General features: G+C 71.8%; 20 protein-coding genes and 1 tRNA gene. 10 read left to right on the forward strand and 11 right to left on the reverse strand.

Annotation, left to right across the window (positions count from 1 at the left end; all coding sequences use genetic code 11):
- Window positions 1-24 precede the first annotated feature (24 nt).
- The 3 genes from AB0959_RS11190 to AB0959_RS11200 form a co-directional block, all read right to left on the reverse strand.
- Window positions 25-723, reverse strand: coding sequence for an SCO family protein (locus AB0959_RS11190; RefSeq protein ID WP_366826077.1), 699 nt, complete (start codon window positions 721-723; stop codon window positions 25-27).
- Window positions 724-860: 137 nt separating this feature from the next.
- A complete protein-coding gene (locus AB0959_RS11195; protein WP_366826078.1) occupies window positions 861-1,619 on the reverse strand; it encodes a YcnI family protein in 759 nt (252 codons plus the stop codon).
- A gap of 198 nt (window positions 1,620-1,817) precedes the next feature.
- Window positions 1,818-2,678, reverse strand: a complete 861-nt coding sequence (locus AB0959_RS11200; RefSeq protein ID WP_366826079.1) for a hypothetical protein — start codon at window positions 2,676-2,678, stop codon at window positions 1,818-1,820.
- Window positions 2,679-3,054: 376 nt separating this feature from the next.
- Between AB0959_RS11200 and AB0959_RS11205 the strand changes: the two genes are divergently transcribed.
- From AB0959_RS11205 to AB0959_RS11220, 4 genes are all read left to right on the forward strand, one after another.
- Entirely contained in the window at window positions 3,055-3,507 is a 453-nt protein-coding gene (locus AB0959_RS11205) for an ATP-binding protein (RefSeq protein ID WP_366826080.1), read from the forward strand.
- A gap of 107 nt (window positions 3,508-3,614) precedes the next feature.
- On the forward strand, window positions 3,615-3,839 hold the full coding sequence (locus AB0959_RS11210; protein WP_366826081.1) for a helix-turn-helix domain-containing protein: 225 nt from the start codon (window positions 3,615-3,617) through the stop codon (window positions 3,837-3,839).
- Window positions 3,840-3,865: 26 nt separating this feature from the next.
- Window positions 3,866-4,825, forward strand: coding sequence for an intradiol ring-cleavage dioxygenase (locus AB0959_RS11215; protein WP_366826082.1), 960 nt, complete (start codon window positions 3,866-3,868; stop codon window positions 4,823-4,825).
- 9 nt (window positions 4,826-4,834) lie between these two features.
- On the forward strand, window positions 4,835-5,674 hold the full coding sequence (locus tag AB0959_RS11220; RefSeq protein ID WP_366826083.1) for a triphosphoribosyl-dephospho-CoA synthase: 840 nt from the start codon (window positions 4,835-4,837) through the stop codon (window positions 5,672-5,674).
- Between the two features lie 159 nt (window positions 5,675-5,833).
- Here AB0959_RS11220 and AB0959_RS11225 read toward each other — a convergent pair whose 3' ends face one another.
- The 4 genes from AB0959_RS11225 to AB0959_RS11240 all read right to left on the reverse strand — a co-directional run bounded on the left by AB0959_RS11225 (window position 5,834) and on the right by AB0959_RS11240 (window position 11,875).
- Window positions 5,834-7,108, reverse strand: a complete 1,275-nt coding sequence (locus AB0959_RS11225) for an MFS transporter (protein ID WP_366826085.1) — start codon at window positions 7,106-7,108, stop codon at window positions 5,834-5,836.
- Between the two features lie 106 nt (window positions 7,109-7,214).
- The gene (locus tag AB0959_RS11230; protein ID WP_366826086.1) at window positions 7,215-8,585 is read right to left on the reverse strand and encodes a PLP-dependent aminotransferase family protein; all 1,371 of its coding nucleotides are present in this window, start codon (window positions 8,583-8,585) and stop codon (window positions 7,215-7,217) included.
- 63 nt (window positions 8,586-8,648) lie between these two features.
- A complete protein-coding gene (locus tag AB0959_RS11235; protein WP_366826087.1) occupies window positions 8,649-10,127 on the reverse strand; it encodes an aminopeptidase P family protein in 1,479 nt (492 codons plus the stop codon).
- A 185-nt stretch (window positions 10,128-10,312) separates the two neighbouring features.
- The gene (locus AB0959_RS11240) at window positions 10,313-11,875 is read right to left on the reverse strand and encodes a PP2C family protein-serine/threonine phosphatase (protein WP_366826088.1); all 1,563 of its coding nucleotides are present in this window, start codon (window positions 11,873-11,875) and stop codon (window positions 10,313-10,315) included.
- Between the two features lie 484 nt (window positions 11,876-12,359).
- On the opposite strand from AB0959_RS11240, the gene AB0959_RS11245 reads away from it, so the two are divergent.
- Window positions 12,360-13,025, forward strand: a complete 666-nt coding sequence (locus tag AB0959_RS11245) for a bifunctional DNA primase/polymerase (RefSeq protein WP_366826089.1) — start codon at window positions 12,360-12,362, stop codon at window positions 13,023-13,025.
- Window positions 13,026-13,269: 244 nt separating this feature from the next.
- Window positions 13,270-13,800: a hypothetical protein gene (locus AB0959_RS11250; RefSeq protein ID WP_366826090.1), complete on the forward strand. Its 531-nt coding sequence runs from the start codon at window positions 13,270-13,272 to the stop codon at window positions 13,798-13,800.
- A 255-nt stretch (window positions 13,801-14,055) separates the two neighbouring features.
- On the opposite strand, the gene AB0959_RS11255 is transcribed toward AB0959_RS11250, so the two are convergent.
- The 3 genes from AB0959_RS11255 to AB0959_RS11265 form a co-directional block, all read right to left on the reverse strand.
- A complete protein-coding gene (locus AB0959_RS11255; RefSeq protein WP_366826091.1) occupies window positions 14,056-15,045 on the reverse strand; it encodes a DUF5926 family protein in 990 nt (329 codons plus the stop codon).
- Window positions 15,046-15,358: 313 nt separating this feature from the next.
- Complete coding sequence (locus tag AB0959_RS11260) at window positions 15,359-15,991, reverse strand: ATP-binding protein (protein WP_366826092.1); 633 nt, start codon at window positions 15,989-15,991, stop codon at window positions 15,359-15,361.
- A gap of 242 nt (window positions 15,992-16,233) precedes the next feature.
- Window positions 16,234-17,043: a glycerophosphodiester phosphodiesterase gene (locus AB0959_RS11265; protein WP_366826093.1), complete on the reverse strand. Its 810-nt coding sequence runs from the start codon at window positions 17,041-17,043 to the stop codon at window positions 16,234-16,236.
- A gap of 274 nt (window positions 17,044-17,317) precedes the next feature.
- Here AB0959_RS11265 and AB0959_RS11270 point away from each other — a divergent pair, with 274 nt between their 5' ends.
- Entirely contained in the window at window positions 17,318-18,865 is a 1,548-nt protein-coding gene (locus tag AB0959_RS11270; RefSeq protein WP_366826094.1) for a trypsin-like peptidase domain-containing protein, read from the forward strand.
- Window positions 18,866-18,907: 42 nt separating this feature from the next.
- Window positions 18,908-18,992, forward strand: a tRNA-Ser gene (locus AB0959_RS11275).
- A 74-nt stretch (window positions 18,993-19,066) separates the two neighbouring features.
- On the opposite strand, the gene AB0959_RS11280 is transcribed toward AB0959_RS11275, so the two are convergent.
- The gene (locus AB0959_RS11280; RefSeq protein ID WP_366826095.1) at window positions 19,067-19,936 is read right to left on the reverse strand and encodes a bifunctional DNA primase/polymerase; all 870 of its coding nucleotides are present in this window, start codon (window positions 19,934-19,936) and stop codon (window positions 19,067-19,069) included.
- A gap of 382 nt (window positions 19,937-20,318) precedes the next feature.
- On the opposite strand from AB0959_RS11280, the gene AB0959_RS11285 reads away from it, so the two are divergent.
- Both AB0959_RS11285 and AB0959_RS11290 read left to right on the forward strand, forming a co-directional pair.
- Window positions 20,319-20,624 carry a hypothetical protein gene (locus AB0959_RS11285; RefSeq protein WP_366826096.1) on the forward strand — a complete coding sequence of 102 codons (306 nt, stop codon included), beginning with the start codon at window positions 20,319-20,321 and terminating at the stop codon, window positions 20,622-20,624.
- A 265-nt stretch (window positions 20,625-20,889) separates the two neighbouring features.
- A complete protein-coding gene (locus AB0959_RS11290; protein WP_366826097.1) occupies window positions 20,890-22,053 on the forward strand; it encodes an acyl-CoA dehydrogenase family protein in 1,164 nt (387 codons plus the stop codon).
- Window positions 22,054-22,058: the final 5 nt, after the last annotated feature.

The following is a 22,058-nucleotide window of genomic DNA, read 5'->3' on the forward strand; positions in this document are numbered from 1 at the left end:
CCACGGCCGCCCCGGTGAGGTTCCTCACGGCTTCTCACCCTTGAGGAGCTTCGGGAGGTCCTTGGCGTAGTCCTCGACGGTCGCGTCCTCCCCGTACAGCACGTAGCCGCCGTCGTTCTTGGGCGAGAACGCGATGACCTGGGTGCCGTGCATGGAGGTGACCTTGCCGTCCTTGCCCTTCTTCGGCGGCTCGATGGAGATGCCGAGGGTGCGGGCGCCGGCCTGGATCGTGTCGAAGCTCCCGGTCAGGCCCACGACGTCGGGGTCGATGCCCTTGAGCCACTCGCCGAGGGCCTTGGGGGTGTCCCGCTCCGGGTCGGTGGTGACGAAGACGATGCGCAGGTTCGCCAGTTCCGACTTCGGGAGCTTCTTGGACACCTCCTTCTTGGCGACGGCGATGTTGTTCATCGTCAGCGGGCAGATGTCGGGGCAGTTGGTGTAGCCGAAGTAGACCAGCGTCGGCTTGCCCTTGGTCTCCTTGCGGAGGTCGTACGACTTGCCGTGCGTGTCCGTGAGGACGAGGTCCGGCTTCTCGAACGGCTTGTCGAGGACCGTCGCCGCCTTGGCCGAACCGGACTCCGCGGACACCTCGGCGACGGGCGCGTTCGCGTCGTCACCGCCGCTGCCGCAGGCGGAGAGGGTGAGGGCGGCGACGGCCACCAGGGCGGCCGCCGCGTACGTCTTCTTCGGGCGGTTGGGGCGGTTGGAGCTGTTGGTGCGCATAGAAAAATGTCCCAGATGTTCGTTGCCCGGCCCGCACCGGGGTCGTACGGCGACGGTCGGCGTGGTGTGACGGCGATGCGCCGTCGTGCCGACGAGACGGACCGTACGCCCCCGGGTGCGCGCCGGAGGCGGAGAGGTCAGGCGCTCTGGCGCCGGCGACCGGCCAGCACGCCGTAGGCCACGCCCGCGGCGCCGACGACGATGCCCACGACGCCGAGGACGCGGGCGGTGGTGTCGGAGCTGTCGGCGGGTTCGGCCGCGGACGTCTTGGCGGAGGCGGCCTCGGCTTCGGTGTCGTCGGAGTTCTTGGATTCCGCCGCCTGGTCGGCGTCGGCTCCGGACGCTCCGTGGTGGTCCCCGGTGGCGGCGGACAGGGCGAGCACCGGGGCCGGGTTCTCGGGCTCCTCCTCGCCTTCCTTCGGCACCTCGATCCAGCGCACGACCTCCTTGTTGGAGTACGTCTGGAGGGCCTTGAAGACCAGTTCGTCGGTGTCCTCGGGGAGCTGGCCGACGGAGAGCGGGAACTTCTGGAAGAAGCCCGGCTCGATGCCCTTGCCGGTGGCGGTCCAGGTGACCTTGGAGACGGCCTCGTCGATCTTCTCGCCGTGCAGGTCGAGCGGCTTGTCGAGCTTGGACCGGGTGACCTCGACCTTCCAGCCGTCGACGGCCTCGGGCTGTACCGAGGCGAGCGGGTGGTCGGTGGGGAGGGTCACCTCCAGCTTGGTGGTCGAGGCGTCGTCACGCTCGTTCGGGACCTTGAAGTTGACGGTCGCGTACCCGCCCTTGGCGGCGGTGCCCTCGGGCGCGACGCTCACGTGGGCGAACGCGGGGGAGGACAGGACGACGACGGCCGAGGCGGCGACGGCACCGACGGCGGCGAAACGAGAAGCCTTCATGGCAGTTGACACTCCACAGTGACGAATGGTCTGGAGAGGAAGAGGGACGCGCGTGCGTGTCGGTGCCATCGGAACCGCTGAAGCGACTCCCGGGCGGGCCCGGGGCATCGACAACAGCCGAAGCCCTGGGACGGCGAAAACGACGGCCACGCGCGCGTGCCGACGGCGGCGTCCCCTCCGGTGGAGCGGCGCGTGGCGTCAGGCAGCGAGGGCGAGTACGGCGGCGCGGGACGGCGGGCCGCGCCGGATCACCGTGTGCTGAAGCGCGGCCGTACGCGGTGCCGGTGGCGCCTCGTGAGCGGTCAGCGGAGCACGGGGAGCCGCCTCCGGCGCGCCCGGGAGCCCGGAGCGCAGGGCGCGCACCAGTGCGAGGGCCGCGCGCAGGGACCGTACGACCGTCGCGTCCGCGGAGAGCCGCACGATCCGCAGCAGCGCCAGGTCGCCGTGCCGCAGCACCCATCCGGCGGCGACGGCAGCGAGAACGTGACCGAGCAGCATCGGCAGGGTCGGCAGGACGGACGCCGAGGAGCCCGTCCCCTGTGCCATGCCCGCCATACCTGCCATGCCCGCCATGCCGTCGGCGGAGCCGTGCGTGGCGTGCGGGTCCAGACCGGCGTCCACGAGGATGCGCTGGGCCTGTGCCGGGCTGATCGCCGCCGCCGTCGCCCCGCACACCAGGCGCGCGGCACGCTCGACGAGGGAGATGTCCACGGTGCCCATGGCGTCGGAGGTGCCGGACGGCACGGAGGACATGGAGGAGATGGCGGACGTGGACGACGTGGGGTGCTGGCCGAGCCCGAACAACGCGTGCAGCACGGTCTGCCCCAGCGCCAGCACGGTCGCGATGCCCGGCAGCGACCGCTCGCGCCCGGCGAGCGGGGCCGCGACGGCGAAGACGGCGGCGAACCCGGCGCCCAGAGTCCACAGCGGGACCTTGGCGCAGGAGGCGAGCGCATGACCTGCCGCGGCCAGCACGACGCAGACCGCGGCGAACACCGCGGCCCTCAGAACCCGGAGATCACCTCCGGCGCGCGCCGTGCGCTGGTGGGGGGCAGTCATGGCCGGCTCATCATCGCACTGGCCTTGAGCGCCCCATTCGGCAGGTCCACGACGTGACGTACGGCCGGAAGGGGGGTGTGCGTTCAGTGAGGGCCCGGTGTGTCTCCTGAGCTGCGAGTTCCGGAGAGCGACGAACGGGGGCACGGCGCCCCGCGATCCGGGTGGCGCCGCCCGTGTCCCCGGACGCCTTACGGCTCCCGGGCCGTCTTCTGCGACGGGACGGGCGGCGGGCCCGCCGGCGGAGGCGCACGCATACACCCTTGTGCGCCGTCCGCGCATCCGCTGTATGGGCGGCATCACGCGATCCGTGCGCTTACACACCCGCAGTGAGGGCAATACGTAACGGTATGTCGAGCCGCGGCCAGGAGGCTGGAGCATGAGCATCTGGTGGTCACTGCATCTGCGGCGTGACGCCGCCAGCGTGCCGCTCGCCCGACGGCTCCTGATCGGCACCATGGAGACCGCGGGCGTCGACCCGGACGTCTCCTACGACCTCTCCGTCGCCCTCAGCGAGGCCTGTGCCAACGCCGTCGAACACGGTGGGGACGCGCCCGGCTCGTCCGAGGCGTTCCGGGTGACCGCCTACCTCGACGGCGAGAAGTGCCGCATCGAGGTCACGGACTCCGGGCCGGGCTTCCCCGCCACGAAGGAGCGCCCGCAGATCCGCCTGTCCCGCGCCGAGGCCGAGCACGGCCGCGGCCTCTGTCTCATCCAGGAACTCGCCGACCACGTCCACATCGGCAACAAGCCGGGCCGGGGCGGCGCCGTGGTGAGCTTCGACAAGATCCTCAAGTGGCGGGAGGGCGCCGCGCCGCTGATGGCGGTGTAGCGGCGGGTGGTCGGCACCGGCCCCGAACACGTTCCGCGGCTGGAACGCGGCTGGAACGGGGTGTTGTCGTTGGCCGATGCCGCCGGGACCGGCTGGATGACGTCCCAGTGCTCGGCCTGGTCAGCCGGACCGCCTACCCGACCGTGCCCCCGCGCGTCGACTACGAACTCACCGAACTGGGCCGCACGCTGCTCACTCCCATCTCCGCCCTCCACGAGTGGGCCGTGGCACACCGCGACGGCATCCGCCACGCACGCGCCCACCACGACCACACCGCCGACGGCCGCGCAGAACACTCTCAGGGCGCTCACAGCTCCGCCTCAGCTCGCTGACGGCAGGCCTCCCTAATTTTCCCGCCATGACGGGAAACCACAGGAACACCACGATCACCCGGCGCCGCGCCATCGCGGTCACCGGGGGCACGGTCGCTGCCGGCGGGCTCGCGGTCACCGGCTACCAGTCGGCCTTCGCCGACGAGACGACCGACGGGACGACCACCACCGCCACGGACACCGCCTCGGCCTCCGCGACCTCCACCAGCGGCGGCCAGTGCGTGCTGATGTCGAGCGTCACCGAGGGGCCGTACTACCTGGACGGCGCCCTGGTGCGGAAGAACATCACCGAGGGCAAGGACGGCGTGCCGCTGACGTTGCGCATCGTCGTGCAGGACACCACCGAGTCCTGCGGCCCGGTGGCCGGCGCGGCCGTCGAGATCTGGCACTGCGACGCCTGGGGCTACTACTCCGGCTACACCACGGCCAACCCCGGTGGCTCCGCGCCCGCCGAGAGCGAGGACGGCTCGGACGCCAACGACCAGACGTACCTGCGCGGCTACCAGATCGCCAACGCCAACGGGGTCGTCAAGTTCGAGACGATCATCCCGGGCTGGTACACGCCCCGGACCTGCCACATCCACGTCAAGGTGCACACCGGCGGCGAGAAGGAGGACGGCACCTACGAGGGCGGCAAGGTGAACTTCACCGGCCAGCTCTTCTTCGACGACGAGGTCGCCGAGTCGATCTTCGAGCTGGAGCCGTACAGCAAGCACACCGGCAGCTACACCACGCTCGACGACGACATGGTCTACGACGGCGGCGGCGCCTCCAGCGGCCTGCTGACGCTGGAGCCGGTCCACAAGAAGGACCCCTCGAAGGGCTACAAGGGCTACATCACCCTCGGCATCGACCCGGACGCCGAGAACACCGGCGCGGGCAGCGGCGACGGCGGCGGTACGCCTCCGTCGGGCGAGCCCCCGTCCGGCGCTCCCAGTGACGCCCCGAGCGACGCCCCCTCCCCTTCCGCCTCGGCCTCCTCGTAGGGTGCGGGGATGAGCAGCCGCGAGGACGACGCGCTGGCCGGGGCCGCCGTGGCCGCGCTGACATGGCAACTGGAACTGACCCCCAAGCCCGGACTGCCCGATCCGCGTGACCTCGACGCCCGTGTCACCCGCCAGGACCACTGCGCCCGGCGCTGGTCGGCGAAGGCGCTGGCGCCCGGCCTCGCGGCGATGGCGGCGGCCGCACGCCGGACGGGCGCCCCGACCCCCGAACTCCGGGCGGAACTCGGCGCCATCGGCCGGTCCACCGAGCACTCGGTCGCCCTGGCCGGTGGAGGCCACCGGGGAGCGACCTGGGTACTGGGACTCCTGGTCGCCGCCGCGGCCCTGGAACCCGGCGCCCGGGGACGCGAACTCGCCGCGACCGCCAAGAAGATCGCGGCCCACCCCGACCGCAGGGCCCCGCGTCGGCCCTCCCGGGGCTCGTCCGTCTCCGCGAAGTACGGCGCGGCCGGGGCGCGGGGCGAGGCACGGGCCGGATTCCCGCACGTACGGCGGGCGTTGGACGCCCTGTCCAAGGCCCGCTCCTCGGGCGCTCCCGAGGACCACGCCCGGCTCGACGCCCTCCTGACCGTCGTGTCCACTCTCCAGGACACGGAGTTGCTGTACACAGCGGGCCCCCACGGCCTCCGCCACGTCCAGGCCGGCGCCCGCGCGGTCCTGGATGCGGGCGGCACGTTCACGGAGGCCGGCCGCGAGGCGCTGACCGCCCTCGACGCCGACCTCCACGCGCGCGCGTGGAGCCCTCGCGGCAGTGCCCCCCTGCTGGCGGGCGCCCTGTTCGCGGACTCGCTGCCGATGGTGGCGGGGGCTGCGGCCGTGGCCGCGTAGTGCCTCCGGCGGTTCCGGGCCGTACGGTCCTGGGTCCCGCGCCGTACGGTCCTGGGTACTGAGCCGCGCGCCGTACGGTCCCCGGCCCGGGTCGTACGGTCCTGGGCCCTGGGTCCTGGGCGTGCGGTCCCGGGTCGTACGGCCGACGCCGGCTGCCGTTCACGAGCCGCCGCGCCCCTTCTCCGCCCAGGTCACCGCCGGGCCCATCCCGTACGACGCCGCGAGCGTCACCGCGCCGAGGAGCAGCCATCCCGGCGTCCCCCAGTCCACCAGGAGCGCCGTCAGGAGCAACGGGCCGAGGGTGCGGGCCACGGTGACGCCGGTGCCGAAGAAGCCCTGGTACTCGCCCATCCGGTCCGCCGGGGCCAGATCGAAGGCGAGGTGCCAGGAGCCCGCCGACTGACGCGTCTCGGCGGCGACCTGGAGCACCGCGCCCAGGACGAGCACCCCGGCCGCCACCGCCGGCGAGGCCCCGGCCGAGAGGGTGAACACTCCGCAGGACGCCAGCATGACGACCCCGGAGCGCCGTATCGCGCGCGTGGCGGTCCTGCGGTCCGTGACGCCCCGGGCCGCGCGGACCTGGAAGGCCATCACCGCGCCCGTGTTGAGCACGAACAGGGCGGAGACCACCCAGGCGGGAGCCTCGGTGCGTTCCGTGATCCATAGCGGGAGCCCGAGGCTGAGCAGCGGCATCCGCAGCAGCAGCACGGTGTTGAGCAGCGCGATCGTGGCGTACGGCCGGTCGCGCAGTACGCCGAACCGGTGCTCCGGCCCGGCGGCCGAGCGTGACCCGCTCGCCGCCACCGGCGGCAGCCGCAGCAGCACCACCGCGCAGAGCAGGAAGCTCAACGCGTCCAGCGCGAAGACCGCGAGGTAGGCCGTCCGTGTCCCGGCGTGGAGCGCCAGCCCGCCCAGCCCCGCGCCGGCCGCGAGCCCGGCGTTGAGCGTGGACTGGAGGTGCGCCAGCAGCCCGGTCCGCTCCCCGGCGGGCACCAGCCCGGCCAGCAGCGCCTGCCGGGCCGCCGCGAGCCCAGACTGGGCGGACGCGTACGCGCACGCGGCCAGCAGGAACGGGACGAACTCGCGGACCAGCAGGAACGACGCCACCGCCAGCCCGGTCGCCGCCGCCAGCAGCACCGCGGTCTCGCGCGGCCCGCGCCGGTCCGCGAGCCGCCCCAGTGGCACACCCACCAGCGAGCCGACCGCCCAGGCGACGGTCAACCCGAGCCCCACGCGTGTGGGGGACAGCCCCACGACGTGCGTGAAGTACAACGCGGACGTCACGTAATAGGCGCCGTCGCCCACGGAGTTGGCCAGTTGCGCCAGGGCGAGGACGCGCGGCGGGCCGGCGGGCGGGACGAGTCGGCTCGCCCACGTCGCTGTCTCGGCCGGGGTCTTGACCGGAGAGGCCACCGGTGTGTCGTGGAGGGGCATGCCGTCGACGCTATGAGCTGTTTGGACCCCTTAACAGGACCAATTCCACAGCACTTTCCTGGCCCACTTCATGATCGACCCAAGACGTCGGTCACGACGAGTTCCGTCACGACCAATCCGCCAGCACCCGCCCCAAAGCCTCCAACGCCTCAGGAAAGGCCCGCTCCCGAGGCGTCCCGTACCCCACGACCAACCCCTGCGGCCGCTCACCGTCCGGCGCGTGCCAGTGGTCGCCGAGGCGGCCGATCGCGAGCCCCTCTGCCTCCGCACGCGCCAACGCCTCGGTCTCGTCCGGCACTTCGACCAGCGCGTGCAGCCCGGCCGCGATCCCCCGCACGGTCCGCCCCGCACCCAGCCGGCCCAGCAGCTGGTCCCGGCGGCGCCGGTAACGGAGGCGGCAGGCCCGTACATGGCGGTCGTACGCGTGGCTGTTGATCATCTCCGTCAGGGCCAACTGCCCCAGGGACTCGGTGTGGTGGTCGCTGTGCAGTTTGACGTCGGTCACGGCGTCGACGAGGTGCGCGGGGAGCACCATCCAGCCCAGCCGCAGTGCGGGGCCCAGCGTCTTGGAGGCGGTGCCCAGGTAGACGACCTGGTGGGGCGCCATGCCCTGGAGCGCGCCGACCGGCTGCCGGTCGTAGCGGAACTCCCCGTCGTAGTCGTCCTCCACGATCAGCGCGTCCCGCGCGCGGGCCCAGTCCGTGAGGGCACGGCGCCGCTCCGGGTGGAGGGTGACGCCGGTCGGGTACTGGTGGGCGGGGGTGACCACGACGGCCGCCGGGTCGCCCAGGCCGTCCACGCGCACGCCCCGTTCGTCGACCCCGACCGGAACGACCGTCCCGCCACCCCGCCGCACCACGTCCCGGTGGAACGGCAGCCCGGGGTCCTCCATGGCGACCACGCCGCCGTCCAGCACACGGGTGAGGAGGGCGAGCCCCTGCACGTACCCCGACGTGATCACGATCCGCTCCGGCGGCGCGATCACCCCACGGGCCCGCCCCAGGTAGCCCGACAGTGCCGTCCGCAGCTCGATGCGGCCGTGCGGGTCCCCGTAGTCGTACGCCGCGGAGGGAGCCGTCGCGATCGCGCGCCGCATCGCCCGCAGCCAGGCCGCCGCCGGGAACACGCCCACGTCGGGGCTGCCGGGCCGCAGGTCGAAACGGGGCGCACGCGCGCGTGGACGCCCGGCAGGCGCCGACATGGTGTCCGAGGGCAGCGGCGCCACCTCCGTGCCCGACCCCTGGCGGGCGGTCAGGTAACCCTCGGCGACGAGCTGGTCGTACGCGGCCTTCGCCGTGCCCCGCGATATGCCGAGCTCGGCCGCCAGGCGCCGGGTGGCGGGCAGGCGGGTGCCCGGCGGGAGCCGTCCGTCACGCAGGGCGTCCCGCAGGGCCCGCTCCAGACCCGCCCTGCGCCCGGCCGCCGCGTCCGGCTCCAGATGCAGGTCCACACCGACGCCGGACCAGAAGTCGGTCACGTGACCGGGCCCCTTCCGATCACCCCGGCGGCCTCAGCCCTTCCTCAGCCCTCTTCCACTTCCTCAGCCCTTGAGGGACGCCATCCACGACTCGACCTCGTCGGAGCGCCGCGGCAGCCCCGCCGACAGGTTCCTGTTGCCGTCCTCGGTCACCAGGATGTCGTCCTCGATGCGGACGCCGATGCCGCGGTACTCCTCGGGCACGGTCAGGTCGTCGGCCTGGAAGTACAGCCCCGGCTCGACCGTCAGGACCATGCCGGGCTCCAGCGTGCCGTCCACGTACGACTCCACGCGCGCGGCCGCGCAGTCGTGGACGTCCATGCCGAGCATGTGGCCGGTGCCGTGCAGGGTCCAGCGGCGCTGCAGGCCCAGCTCCAGGACGCGCTCGACCGGCCCCTCGACCAGGCCCCACTCGACGAGCCGCTCGGCCAGCACGCGCTGCGCGGCGTCGTGGAAGTCCCGGTACTTGCCGCCCGGCTTCACGGCCGCGATACCGGCCTCCTGGGCGTCGTACACGGCGTCGTAGATCTTCTTCTGGATCTCGCTGAAGCGGCCGTTGATCGGCAGCGTGCGCGTGACGTCCGCGGTGTAGTACGTGTGGGTCTCCACGCCCGCGTCCAGCAGGAGCAGGTCACCGGAGCGGACGGGGCCGTCGTTGCGCACCCAGTGCAGCGTGCAGGCGTGGGGGCCGGCCGCGCAGATGGAGCCGTAGCCGACGTCGTTGCCCTCCACGCGCGCCCGGAGGAAGAAGGTGCCCTCGATGTAGCGCTCGGAGGTGGCCTCCGCCTTGTCGAGGACCTTCACCACGTCCTCGAAGCCGCGCACGGTCGAGTCGACGGCCTTCTGCAGCTCGCCGATCTCGAAGTCGTCCTTGACCAGCCGGGCCTCCGAGAGGAAGACGCGCAGTTCCTCGTCGCGCTCGGCGGTCACCTTGTCGTGCAGCGCCGCCTCGATGCCCGCGTCGTAGCCCCGCACCACCCGGACCGGACCCGTGGCCTCCTTCAGCCTGTCCGCCAGCTCGCGCACGTCGGAGGCCCCGATGCCGTACAGCTGCTCAGCCTCGGCGAGCGAGTGACGGCGGCCGACCCACAGCTCGCCCTGGCCGGAGAGCCAGAACTCGCCGTTCTCCCGGTCGGAGCGCGGCAGGAGGTAGATCGTCTCCTTGTGGCCCTCGGCCGTCGGCTCCAGGACCAGGACGCCGTCCTCGGTCTGGTTTCCGCTGAGGTACGCGTACTCGACGGAGGCGCGGAAGGGGTACTCCGTGTCGTTCGAGCGGGTCTTCAGGTTGCCCGCGGGGACGACCAGGCGCTCGCCCGGGAAGCGTGCGGAGAGCGCGGCCCGGCGGGCGGCGGTCTCGGCGGCCTGGGCGATCGGCCGCAGGTCGCGCAGCTCGGTGTCGGCCCAGCCGGACTTCATGTTCTCGGCCAGCTCGTCGGACACGCCCGGGTACAGGCCGTTCTTACGCGGTTTGATCGGCTCTTCTTCGGCTTCGGCCGCCTCGGTCTCCGGGGTCTCCGGCTCGAGCTCGTCCGCCACGGTCATCCTCCTCGATACGGCGCTGGACCTCCTCCATCGTACGGTCGTGCGGAAGAGCGCCACGGGCCCTGGGAGACGTGTGTGAGCGCGGACGCCTGGTTGTGAGCGCGGTCGCCGGGCCGCCAGGTGGCTCGGTGACCCGGTCGCTCGGTCACTCGGTCGCCCGGTTATTCGGTCACCCGGTCCGCCGGTCACTCGAAGCGGGCCGCCAGCAGCACCACGTCCTCCTCGCTGTCGTCCACCGGTCCCGGTCCCGGTTCCGCCAGGTTGTGGGGCGCCCGCACGTCCAGGCCGTCGGGCAGCACGCTCCGCAGGATGTGGTCGGCGACCGCGCCGGGGTCGGCGCGCACCGCTCTGGGCAGGCTCGCCGCGGCGGCGTGCAGCCGGGCGAAGGCACGGTCCATGGGGTCGCCCGTGCGCCGCAGCAGTCCGTCGGTGTAGAGCAGCACCGTCTCGCCCGGCTCGGCGCACAGTTCGACGCTGGGCGCCTCCCAGCAGGCGAGCATCCCCAAGGGGGCCGACAGGGAGGTCTCCACGAACTCGGTGCGCCGCTCGCCGATCACCAGCGGCGGGCTGTGCCCGGCCCCGGCCAGCGTGATCCTGCGCAGGGAGGGTTCGCAGTAGGCGAAGAGGGCGGTGGCCGAGCGGGCGGGTTCGGTGAGCCTGAGGAGCAGTTCGAGGTCCGAGAGGACGGCGACGGGATCCTCGCCCTCCATCACGGCGTACGCCCTCAGCGACGCCCGCAGCCGCCCCATCGCGGCGATCGCGCTGGGCCCCGACCCGGTGACGGATCCGACCGCGAGCCCGAGCGCGCCGTCGGGCAGCGGCAGGGCGTCGTACCAGTCGCCGCCACCGCGCGGGCCGGTGCGGCGCCGGGCGGCGAGCTGGACGCCGGCGACCCGGGGCAGCCGGGAGGGCAGCAGTTCCTCGGAGATCGTCCTCATGCACGCGCGCGTGCGCTCTGTTTCGACGGTGCGGGCCAGGTGCTCGGTGGCGTAGCGGACGTAGAGGCCGACCAGGTGGCGCTGCCGCTCGACCGGCTCGGCGGGTTCGTCGTAGAGCCAGACGGCGGCACCCAGGCGGCCCGCCCGCTCCGTGCTGAGGGGCAGCGCGTAGCAGGCGGCGTAGCCGAGTCGGGCGGCCACCTCGCGGTGCCGGGGGTCGAGCCCGTCCTCGGCGAACAGGTCGGGCTGTGCGATCCCGCCGTCGCCGCCCGGCAGCCCGGCGGGTGTGTCGAGGAGCCGTCCGTACGACATGGACGCGCGCGGCACCGTCTCGATGTGGCCGAGATCGGCCCGGCCGAGGCCGAGACCGATGGTCTTGTCCGGGCCGAGTCCGTCGCCCGGTTCGAGGACGACGAGACCGCGCCGGGCGCCCACGAGGGCCGCTCCGGCGCGCAGCAGTTCCTGGAGCGCGGCGGCGAGTGAATCCGTGCGTGCCAGGCGCTCGGTGAGTTCGTGGAGGGTCGTCAGGTCGGAGACCCAGCCTGCGAGTCTGTCCTGGAGAACGGCCCCGGGGGCGATGGGCGGCGCGGCCGGAGGGGAGCCCGTGGCGACGGGCGTGGGCGCGACAGTGTGTGCGGGCGAAGGAACGGTTGAATCGATTCCAGCCACTTTCGGAAGGTGAGGGGCGTTCATGGTGTCCGGCTTCCGGACCGGCGCATATTTCTCCATAGCATCGCAAACCCCCATGTCATTTTGCGCCGCTAGCGGTGTCTCCACATGTACACGCACTCGTAAGGGGATGTCCAGCATTGTCCTGCTGGGATATCTGGTGTCCGTGGGGCTGTGTGAGTGGATTGCGGAATGGCAAAGTTGGCTTAAAAGTGCCTCAGGGAACGGTGTATTGCGGTCGACTGGCCTTGTTCGACAGAGCGTCACAGCGGTCGTGATGGGTACGTACTCGGTGAAAGCCAGGGGCGGTGAGGGAACCGCCCGGGAACCTGGCGCCGGAGCCGGGCGTCCTATCCACCGACGACCGTGCCCCATCCTCCCGTGGCGGAGGCGACGAGCAATAGCGGGACGGCAATACGCCAGGCGTCGCCACCCCTACGCCATGCTCATGCTTGAGAGCAGACGCAGTATGGACACGGAAGCAGCCAGAGCTCGGCCTACAGGGGTTTCCCTTGTCTCGGGCAGGGGTGTGATGCGCCAGCAGGTACGCACAGTGAAGTGATCGACACATGGTGTGATGTGGACCGCGGTGTTGCCAGGCGTGCAACGGAAAGGACGAGCGCTCATGCGCGAGATCCCCGGAAAGCGACGCAGGCTCCTGTCCAAGCGGAACGGCGGGAGGTCTGAGATGCTCCACCAGGCCCTGACGTTCGCGACCGAATGGCAGTGGCCCGTACTCCCGGGTGTGGCCCCGGACCCGCAGGGACGGGCCCGCTGCCAGTGCCCGGACGCGGAGTGCGTGGTGCCAGGCGCCCATCCCTTCGACCCCGGACTCCTCGCGGCCACCACCGACGAGCGCATGGTGCGCTGGTGGTGGAGCAACCGGCCCGCCGCGCCCATCGTGCTGGCCACGGGAGGCAAGGCACCCTGCGCGGTGAGTCTGCCGGCCCTCGCCGCCGCGCGCGCCCTGGAAGCGCTCGACCGCAAGGGCATGCGTCTCGGCCCGGTCGTCGCCACCCCCGCGCGCTGGGCGATCCTCGTGGCGCCCTACTCCATGGAGCAGCTGGGCGAGTTGCTGTACGCCAAGGACTTCGTGCCGGGCTCCCTGCGCTTCCACGGCGAGGGCGGCTATCTGGCGCTGCCCCCGTCCGAGACCGGCATCGGCCAGGTCCGCTGGGAGCGGGCGCCGCTGCCCGGCTCGGCCGCGCCCTGGGTGCCCGATGTGGAGGCCGTCGTGGACGCGGTGGTCGAGGCCCTCACTCGTACGGGTGTGAGCGCACCCGAGTTGTGAGGGTGTCGGGCGCGCGGGGAACCGGGCGCCCGCTGTGGGTCGTTATCTTCCGTTCATGCAGTTTCATTCCGGTCGGCATCGTTCCGGCCGGCACAGAGCCTCATCGTGGCCGCGGCGTCGTGGCCCGGGTGCCCGAAGGGCCCGCCTGGCGGCGCTGATCGTCGGAGCCGTCGCCGCAGTCGCCCTGCCGCTCGCCGTCGCCTCCGCGGGGCCTGCCGGCGACGCCGGGTGGATGGTCGCCCGGATGTCCGGACTCACCGACGACAGTTCGCGAGCCGGCGACGGCAAGGCGCGAGCCGGCGACGACAGTTCGCGAGCCGGCGACGACAGGGCGCGAGCCGTTGACGGAGCCGGTGAGCATCGCGGCGAGGAGGTGCGTGGCGAGGACGCGGCGGCCTCCTCGTGGTCGCACCTGTCGCTCGGCGGCGGCCTCGGTACCACGACCACCACTCGCTGCGGCCCCGAGCTCTCGTCGCCCGACGGCGTCGAGGCGCAGACCTGTGTGCTGGCACGGGGCGGGGAGACCTGGGCCCGCACCTACTACCGCAACGCGACGGGCAGGCAACTGAGTTCGGCCCTCAGCCTCATGGCCCCGGACGGGCGTTCCGTGCGGATCCACTGCGTTGTGGGCGCGCAGGACGAGCCAGGAGTGTGCGAGACGCCGCGGGAGCGCACACGGGGCGATCTGGAGGCGTACACGGCCGTCGCGGAGTTCGCGTCGAGCGACGGACAGGGGCCGCTGCTGCTGCGTTCCGGGAGCAACTCGCCCCATTGAAGGGGCCGTTGACGTCCGCGTCGGTTCCGTACAGCTGGCCGGGCCCGAGGCCGGACATGAAAAGACCCGGTTGCTGGCGACGGGGGATGCACCAGCAACCGGGCTACTCGAACGGTAACAAGAGATCGGCGGTTCGCAAATTCGATCTCGGCTATTCAGACACCGATTTCCTTGTCACAGCGGGGAGTTGTGACAGGAGTCACCTGTTCTGTGACTGCTGGGTCGGCTGACCGGTCGGTCAGCCGACCCCGTCCGTCAGCTGAGCGTGACCTGCCGGTTGGTCAGTCCGCCGCGGGCCCGCCGCTCGTCCACGGTGAGCGGTGCGTCCGAGGCCAGCGCGGTGGCGAGGCGCTCGGCGAACTCGGCGGCCGGCTTCTCGATCTCCTCCGCGCCCATGCCGCCCGGCAGGTCCCAGACCGGGACCGTGAGGCCGTGCGCACGGAAGGAGCCCACCAGACGGGTGCCCTCGCCGAGCCCCGACTGCCCGGCCGCGTGCAGCCGCGCGAGGGCGTCCAGAAGCTGCTCCTCGGCGTGGGGCATGACCCAGCGCAGGTGGTTCCTGTCGGGCGTCTCGCACCAGTACGCGGCGTCCACACCCTGCAGTTTCACGGTCGGGATGGCGGCGGCGTTGGCCCGCTCCAGGGACGCGGCCACGTCCGCGGCCGCGTTCTCCGCGTCCGGAACCCAGAATTCGAAGCCCGTGTGCACAACTGGCTCGAACGTGCCTTCGGGGTCGAGCACATCCTGCAGCCGCGGAGAGCCGGCCGGGGCGCGGCGGCCCTGGACCGGAGTGCCGGGCTCCGCGACGAGCGCGCGCTGGAGGTTGTCGGCGAGGTCACGGCTGATGTCACCGGACGCCGTGTCGTTCTGCAGGCCGAGCAGCACCGAGCCGTCGTCGCGGCGCAGCGCGGGCCATGCCATCGGCAGGACGGTGGCGAGCGTCACCGATGGGACGCCCTCCGGGAGGCCATCCTTCAGCGTCAGTTCGACGGTCGCGGCCGGCACCAGCTCGCGCAGCGCGATCCAGTCGCACTCCCCCGGCAGGCCCTCGAAGGGACGCTGCACCAGCTCGGTCACCGCGTGTGCGGCGGCCCGGCCGTGGCAGGCCTTGTAACGGCGGCCGCTGCCGCAGGGGCAGGGTTCGCGCGCGCCGACAACCGGAACCTGGCCGTCAGCGCCTGCGGCGCCGGCTCCGCCCGTGTTCTGCGGGCGCTTGGCCTTCGTCTGGGGTCGCTTCTTGGCCATCGTGGGTGTCTCCCGGTTACGGCTCGTCTCGTACGGTCGCGAGCCTAGCCGCTCGTACGGCAACCGACGGGACCCTGTGGACAACGCACCGAGTCGTCACCGGAACCACCGGTTCGTGCCGGGGTGTTCCGGGGTGTTCCGGGCCGAGAGCCGGCACGGAGTGCGTTTCACCGGGTGGGGGCTGTTCGGCCGGGACGCCGTGGTGCGAGTCGCGACGCCGTGGTGCGAGCCGGGACGCCGTGGTGCGAGCCGGGACCTCGTGGTGCGAGCCAGGAGACCGTGATGCGAGCCAGGACACCGTGATGCGCGGCGTCTAGTCCATGTCCTCGAAGGCGTCCGCCAGTTCCAGGCCGGGTATCGCGGAGACCGGTGGTGCCGTGACGCGGGTGACGAAGTCGTCGCGGCGGCGGGCACGGTCCACGTCGTCCTGGACGACGACCCACACGGTGACTTCTCCGCGCGCGTCGTCCCGGACGCCCCAGTCGTCGGCCAGCGCGGTGATGATGTTCAGCCCACGGCCACCATGTGCGGTGACCGAGGGCGTGGCCGGAACCGGTCGGGTCGGACCACCTCCGTCCGTCACCTCGACGGTCAGCCGGCCCGACGGGTCGACGCACCACGCGGCGCGCACGTCGCCGTCCCCGGCGAAGGCGTCGTCACCCAGTGGTCTGCCGTGTTTGCAGGCGTTGCTGAGTAGTTCGGAAAGGATCAGTACGGCATCGTCGATGACCGCTTCGGCCACGCCACCGGTGCGCAGCTGGTCACGCATCCTGTGCCTTGCTTCCCCCACGCCCGCAGGGCCATGGGGTACGGCCATGCTCGACGACGTGGGCACCTCCTGTGCCACCACCAACGCCACCCCCGAGACCTCCTTTGCCCCACGCCACGGTGTGAATGCCCCATTGGACTGGACTGGAAACCGGCCAATCCGCGTCCACTGACGCACTCGTAACGATCAGATACGGACCGAACGCGCCGGTGCACTCCCCGTAACCGCGTGGCTGGATTTCGGTGCTGTTCTGTGGCTTCTCGGGGTGCTCCCCGGCCCTCTTGGCGCTTCGCAGGGATCTCCTTGGGAGAGTTTTTCCCTTTTCGGCGAACTGTGCGGAGGGCGGTATTGGTGGACTCCGGACACCGGGCCGGTGGCCGGTTCACCACGGCGCGGCGGCATCGGCGGCGCCGACGGCGTCAGTGGCCCAGTTGTCCCAGCACCGCGCGCGGGCGGTTGGTGATGATGGCGTCGACACCCAGGCCGACGCAGAGGTCGACGTCCTGGGGGTCGTTCACGGTCCATACGTGCACCTGGTGACCCGCCCGCTTCAGGCGCTCGATGTACGCGGGGTGGTTGCGCACGATCCGGATCGAGGGACCGGCGATGTGGACGCCCGCGGGCAGTCGTCCGTCACGCAGCCGGGGCGAGACGAACTGCATCAGGTAGACCGTGGGCAGCGCCGGTGAGGCGGCCCGGACGCGGTGCAGTGAACGCGCGGAGAAACTCATGACCCGTACCGGCGACTCGGCGGGGGACTCGGGCGCGTCCAGACCGAACCGCTTCAGCAGGAGCAGCAGCCGCTCCTCCACCTGGCCCGCCCAGCGCGTCGGGTGCTTGGTCTCGATGGCCAACTCCACCCGGCGGCCCGTGTCGGAGACCAGCTCCAACAGGCGCTCCAGGGTGAGGACGGAGGTGTCCTCCCGGTCCTCGGGACGGTGCTCCCAGTCGGGCTCCTCGTCACGGCTCTTCCAGGAGCCGAAGTCCAGGGTGGCGAGGTCGGCGAGCTCCAGGGCGGAGACCGCGCCGCGGCCGTTGGACGTACGGTTGACGCGGCGGTCGTGCACGCAGACCAGGTGGCCGTCCGCGGTCAGCCGTACATCGCATTCGAGGGCGTCCGCGCCGTCCTCTATCGCCTTCTTGTACGCGGCCAGGGTGTGCTCGGGGGCCTCTTCGGAGGCGCCGCGGTGGGCGACCACCTGAATCGGGTGCTGTCGTGCGTGGGTCACCGCGTCATGGTGCCACCGTGTCGGGGTACGCGTGAGGTCGATCGCGTCACAAAGCGTCTGTTTAGTCTGACAGGTCCGATATAAAGGATGGCTGCGGACCCACAGGCACCGCTTATGGTGCTCTGACGGGCCATGGGAAAAGCTGACGGCAGACACAATCACATGACAAGCACATGCACAGATGCACTGCTTCATCGTGCCGGACCGTCGAAGCGTGAGCGCGTGTGACCGAGTGCTACCGAGAATCAACAGCCGTGGATCGAGGAGAAGAGCTGTGAGCACCGAGAACGAGGGCACCGCGGTACCCCCCGCCCCGTCCGCACCTCCCGTGCCGGTGGAATCTCCCGCTGCCTCCGCGCCGGCCCAGGCGTCCGAGCCGAGCACGCCTGCCGGTGACACCGCCGCACAGGGCGCGCCGACGGCCCCGATCCCTGCGGTGCCTCCGAGCGCTCCGGAAACCACCGAGCAGGATCTGGTGCACTCGGGGGCGCCGGCGTACGCGTCCGCCGGCGGTCAGGGCGCCGACGGCCACGCACAGCCGCACGGAGCCCCCGGAGTGCCCTCCGGCGGGGCGAACTCGCCCGCGGCCGCGGGCTGGCCCCCGCCTCCGCCACCGGCCACGCCGTCGTACGCGGACGGCGGCGGCTCCGGCGCAGGAGGCTGGGGCACCGCCTACCAGCAACCGGCCCCCAAGCCCGCCGGCAAACGGAGCGGACTGGTCGCCGCGATCCTCGTCGCCGCCCTCGTGGCGGGCGGCGTGGGCGGCGGTATCGGTTACACGCTGGCCGACCGCAACCAGAACTCCACCGACTCGACCACGGTCTCCGCCACCCAGAGCGGCGGCGACCTCAAGCGCGACCCGGGCACCGTCGCCGGCGTCGCCGCCAAGGCGGTGCCCAGCACGGTCACCATCCAGGCCGAGAGCAGCAACGGCGAGGGCGGCACCGGCACCGGCTTCGTCTTCGACAAGCAGGGCCACATCGTCACCAACAACCACGTGGTGGCGGGCGCCGTCGACGGCGGCAAGCTGACCGCGACCTTCCCCAGCGGCAAGAAGTACGACGCCGAGGTCGTCGGGCACGCGCAGGGCTACGACGTCGCGGTCATCAAGCTCAAGAACGCTCCCTCGGACCTGAAGCCGCTGACCCTCGGCAACTCCGACAAGGTGGCCGTCGGCGACTCGACCATCGCGATCGGCGCGCCCTTCGGCCTGTCCAACACCGTGACCACGGGCATCATCAGCGCCAAGAACCGCCCCGTGGCCTCCAGCGACGGCAGCTCCAGCAGCAAGGCGTCCTACATGAGCGCCCTGCAGACGGACGCGTCGATCAACCCGGGCAACTCCGGTGGCCCGCTCCTGGACGCGCAGGGCAACGTCATCGGCATCAACTCCGCGATCCAGTCCTCCAGCAGCGGCGGCCTCGGCGGCACCGGCCAGTCCGGCTCGATCGGTCTGGGCTTCGCGATCCCGATCAACCAGGCCAAGAACGTCGCCCAGCAGCTGATCAAGACGGGCAAGCCGGTCTACCCGGTGATCGGCGCGTCGGTCTCCCTCGAGGAGGGCGCCGGCGGAGCGACGATCACCCAGCAGGGCGAGTCGGGTTCCGACGCCGTCACTCCGGGCGGCCCCGCGGCCAAGGCCGGCCTCAAGCCCGGTGACGTGATCAACAAGCTCGACGACACCCCGATCGACAGCGGCCCCACCCTCATCGGCGAGATCTGGACCCACAAGCCCGGCGACAAGGTGACCCTCACCTACACCCGCGACGGCAAGACCCGTACGGCCGAGGTCACCCTGGGCCAACGCGAGGGCGACAGCTAACGGTTAGTCTTGTCCCGCGCGCTCCGATCGTGGGGTGCGCGGGGTGGGTTGCCCGAGCGGCCTAAGGGAACGGTCTTGAAAACCGTCGTGGCGCAAGTCACCGTGGGTTCAAATCCCACACCCACCGCGTGCGAGTCAGAAGGCTTGCAGGTCAGAAGGGGTGCTCCTCAGTGAGGGGCACCCCTTCCTCGTTCGGCGTGCTCACGGCCGCCGCCCCGACATCCGGGCCGCCGAGGCGATCGTCGAGCGGGCCTCGTGTTCCGTGAGGCCGGTGTGTACCGCGGCGTCGGTCAGGGCGTCCGTGAGGTCCGGGCCGATGCCGTTCTCGTAGGCGCGGCAGGCGGCCCAGAAGAGGCGGGTGTTGCGCTGCCCCTCGTGTGCGGCGAGGACGAACTGGACCAGGCCCTGGCCGTGCTGGGTGGTGGACGCGGGGGCGGTCGGGTGGTGGGCGCGAGGTGGGGGGAGCAGGAGGCGCAGGAGGGTCGGTGGGCAGGAGGCGGGGGTCAGGTGGGCGGTTCCCGGGGCGGTGCTGTAGACGCCGTGGTCCGTGCGTGAGCCGGGGCCGACCAGGTAGCCGCCGGCGCCCCTGATGTCGATGCCGGGGGCCAGGCGGCTCGCCGAGTTGGGCACGATCACGTCCGGCGGTCCGGTCAGCCACAGGTGACGGCCGCCGCTGGGGGTCAGGACGACGACCGTCTCGGGGATCGTGAAGAGGTGCCTGAGGGCCAGTTCGCGCAGGGCCGCGGACGAGTCCGTGCCTGATTTGGTGTCGAGGTCTATGCCGATCAGATGGTGCGGGTGCAGTCCGCAGGCGATGCCGTAGCCGGTCGCCCAGGGGGCCGCGGCGAAGAGTTCGCGGATGCGGTGCGGGTCGGTCGAGGCGTCGTACACGCCGTGTCCGAACCGGCCGCACTCACCGTGGCAAGGGGTCGGCGTCGGGTCGTCGCGATGGGGTGAACGGAGGGCCGGGAGCTTCGTCCGGGTCAGGGGGATCACCGCCAGTCCGCGTTCGGCGGCGGACAGGGCGTGGGCCAGGGCCAGGGTCGTGGCCTGCCGGTCTGTGGTGGCCATGCCTCCATGTTCGTACTTGTGTTCGAAAAAGGGAAGAGGGGGTGGGTGTGGGTGCGGGCCGGGGTGCGGGCTGTCCGGGTGGCGTGCGGCGGGGTGGCTGGCAGCGTGCTGGAACGCTTCCTCCCTGGTGGCCGCTGTGTTTGCGACGGGTCGGCGGCCCTGAGCTGGTGATGTGTGCGGCATTCAGGGGTTTATCGACATGTCATCACGCTTCCGTGCGAATCAAGAGGTACGAGGTGGTTCGCCGGGGATTGGATGGGCAACTCTGGAGTCGCGACGTCGAGCACAGAGCCGGGGCGGTCGGCCAACCGCCCTGGAATCAGCCGCACTTCACGTACGTCCGGCAGCGAAGCCGGTACGTACTCGGGTCTGGAGGAAACACATGGCAAGCATCCGTACCGCACGCGTCCTCGCCGCCGTGGCGGCACTGCCCCTGGCCGCCACCCTCTTCTCGGGCGTGGCGGCGGCGGACAACGGCGCGCTCGCGGACCTCGGATCGAACGCGGCCGCGGCGTCGGCCAAGAGCGGGGTGGGGCGCGACAACTACGGCAACTCCTCCACCACGCAGCAGCAGGCCGTCGGCTCGGGCGCCTCGAACCAGAGCAACACGGCTCAGGTCAACGGCCCCGCGTTCGTGCCCATCTACCAGTCGAACGAGAACGTGGCGGTCAACTTCACCGATCTGTAGGGGGCGAGGCTTTCGGGGTGGATGCTCTCCCATCGGCTCCGAAAGCCTCGCCCGGGGGTGGGCTGCGGGGGGTGACGACGCGTCTGCGCGGCGGTACTTCGGTATCGCCGCGCAGGCGTTTTCCTGTGTTTACCAATGTCTCGATGTTTTTCCGTGGTCCACGCGTGCGTGCCCGACGCTGCGAGCCCGACGACCTTGACAGCGACCGTTATCTGACGGACAGTCAGAAACTCTTGCTCGTACGAGGTCCTGGAGGGCCGGAGCCGTGCACCTCGCCCCCACCGAGCGCCAGCGCCGGCTGCGCGTCGAACTCCGTACGTACTTCCGGGACCTGATGCCGGACGGGCCGCCCGGTCCGGACGACCCGCAGGGGCAGCGCGCCCTGTTGCGCCGTATCGGCGCCGACGGCCTGCTGGGGCTCGGCTGGCCCGAGGCGTACGGCGGCCAGGGGCGCGGCGCGGACGAGCAGTTCGTGTTCTTCGACGAGGCCTACCGCGCGGGCGCGCCCGTGTCGATGGTCACGCTGAACACGGTCGGGCCGACCCTGATGAAGTACGGGAGCGAGGAACAGAAGGCCTTCTTCCTGCCCCGCATCCTCAAGGGCGACCTCGTCTTCGCCATCGGCTACAGCGAGCCGTCGGCGGGCACGGACCTCGCGGCGCTGCGGACCCGGGCCGTCCGCGACGGCGACGGTTGGCTGATCGACGGGCAGAAGATCTTCACCTCGAACGCCCAGAACGCCGACTGGATCTGGCTCGCCTGCCGGACCGACCCCGACGCGCCCAAGCATCGCGGCATCTCCATCCTCCTCGTCCCCACGGACGCTCCCGGGTTCTCGTGGACGCCGATCGAGACGGTGGGCGGACTGACGACGACGGCGACGTACTACGACGGGATCCGCGTACCCGCCGCAGGCCTCGTCGGCGAGGAGAACGGCGGCTGGGGGCTCATCACCAACCAGCTCAACCACGAGCGCGTCGCCCTCGCCGCGATCGGCATGCAGGCGGAGGACTTCTGCGCGGCCGCGCTGGAAGCGGCGCGTACACCTGATCCAGTGACGGGCAAGCGTCGGGTTGACGAGCCGTGGGTGCGTTTTCGGCTGGCCGAGGTGCATGCCCGGCTGGCGGCATCGCGCCTGCTCAGCTGGCGTTTGGTGGGGGACGTGGGAGCCGGCCGACTGGCCCCCGGCGACGCCAGTGGGGTGAAGTTCGCGGGAACGGAATCGGCAGTCGCGACGTATCGCATGTGTCAGGAGATCGTCGGAGCGGACGCGCTGATCCGCTCCGGTTCGCCGGGGGTGTTCGGGGACGGCGAGCTGGAGCGGATGAACAGGGCGGCGCAGATCAACACGTTCGGGGGCGGGGTGAGCGAGGTGCAGCGGGAGATCGTCGCGACGATGCGGCTCGGGATGACGAGGGGGCGGCGGTGAGCGCC

The sequence above is a fragment of the Streptomyces sp. NPDC046862 genome, assembly GCF_040704615.1.
In the GTDB taxonomy this organism is placed as follows: Bacteria; Actinomycetota; Actinomycetes; order Streptomycetales; family Streptomycetaceae; genus Streptomyces.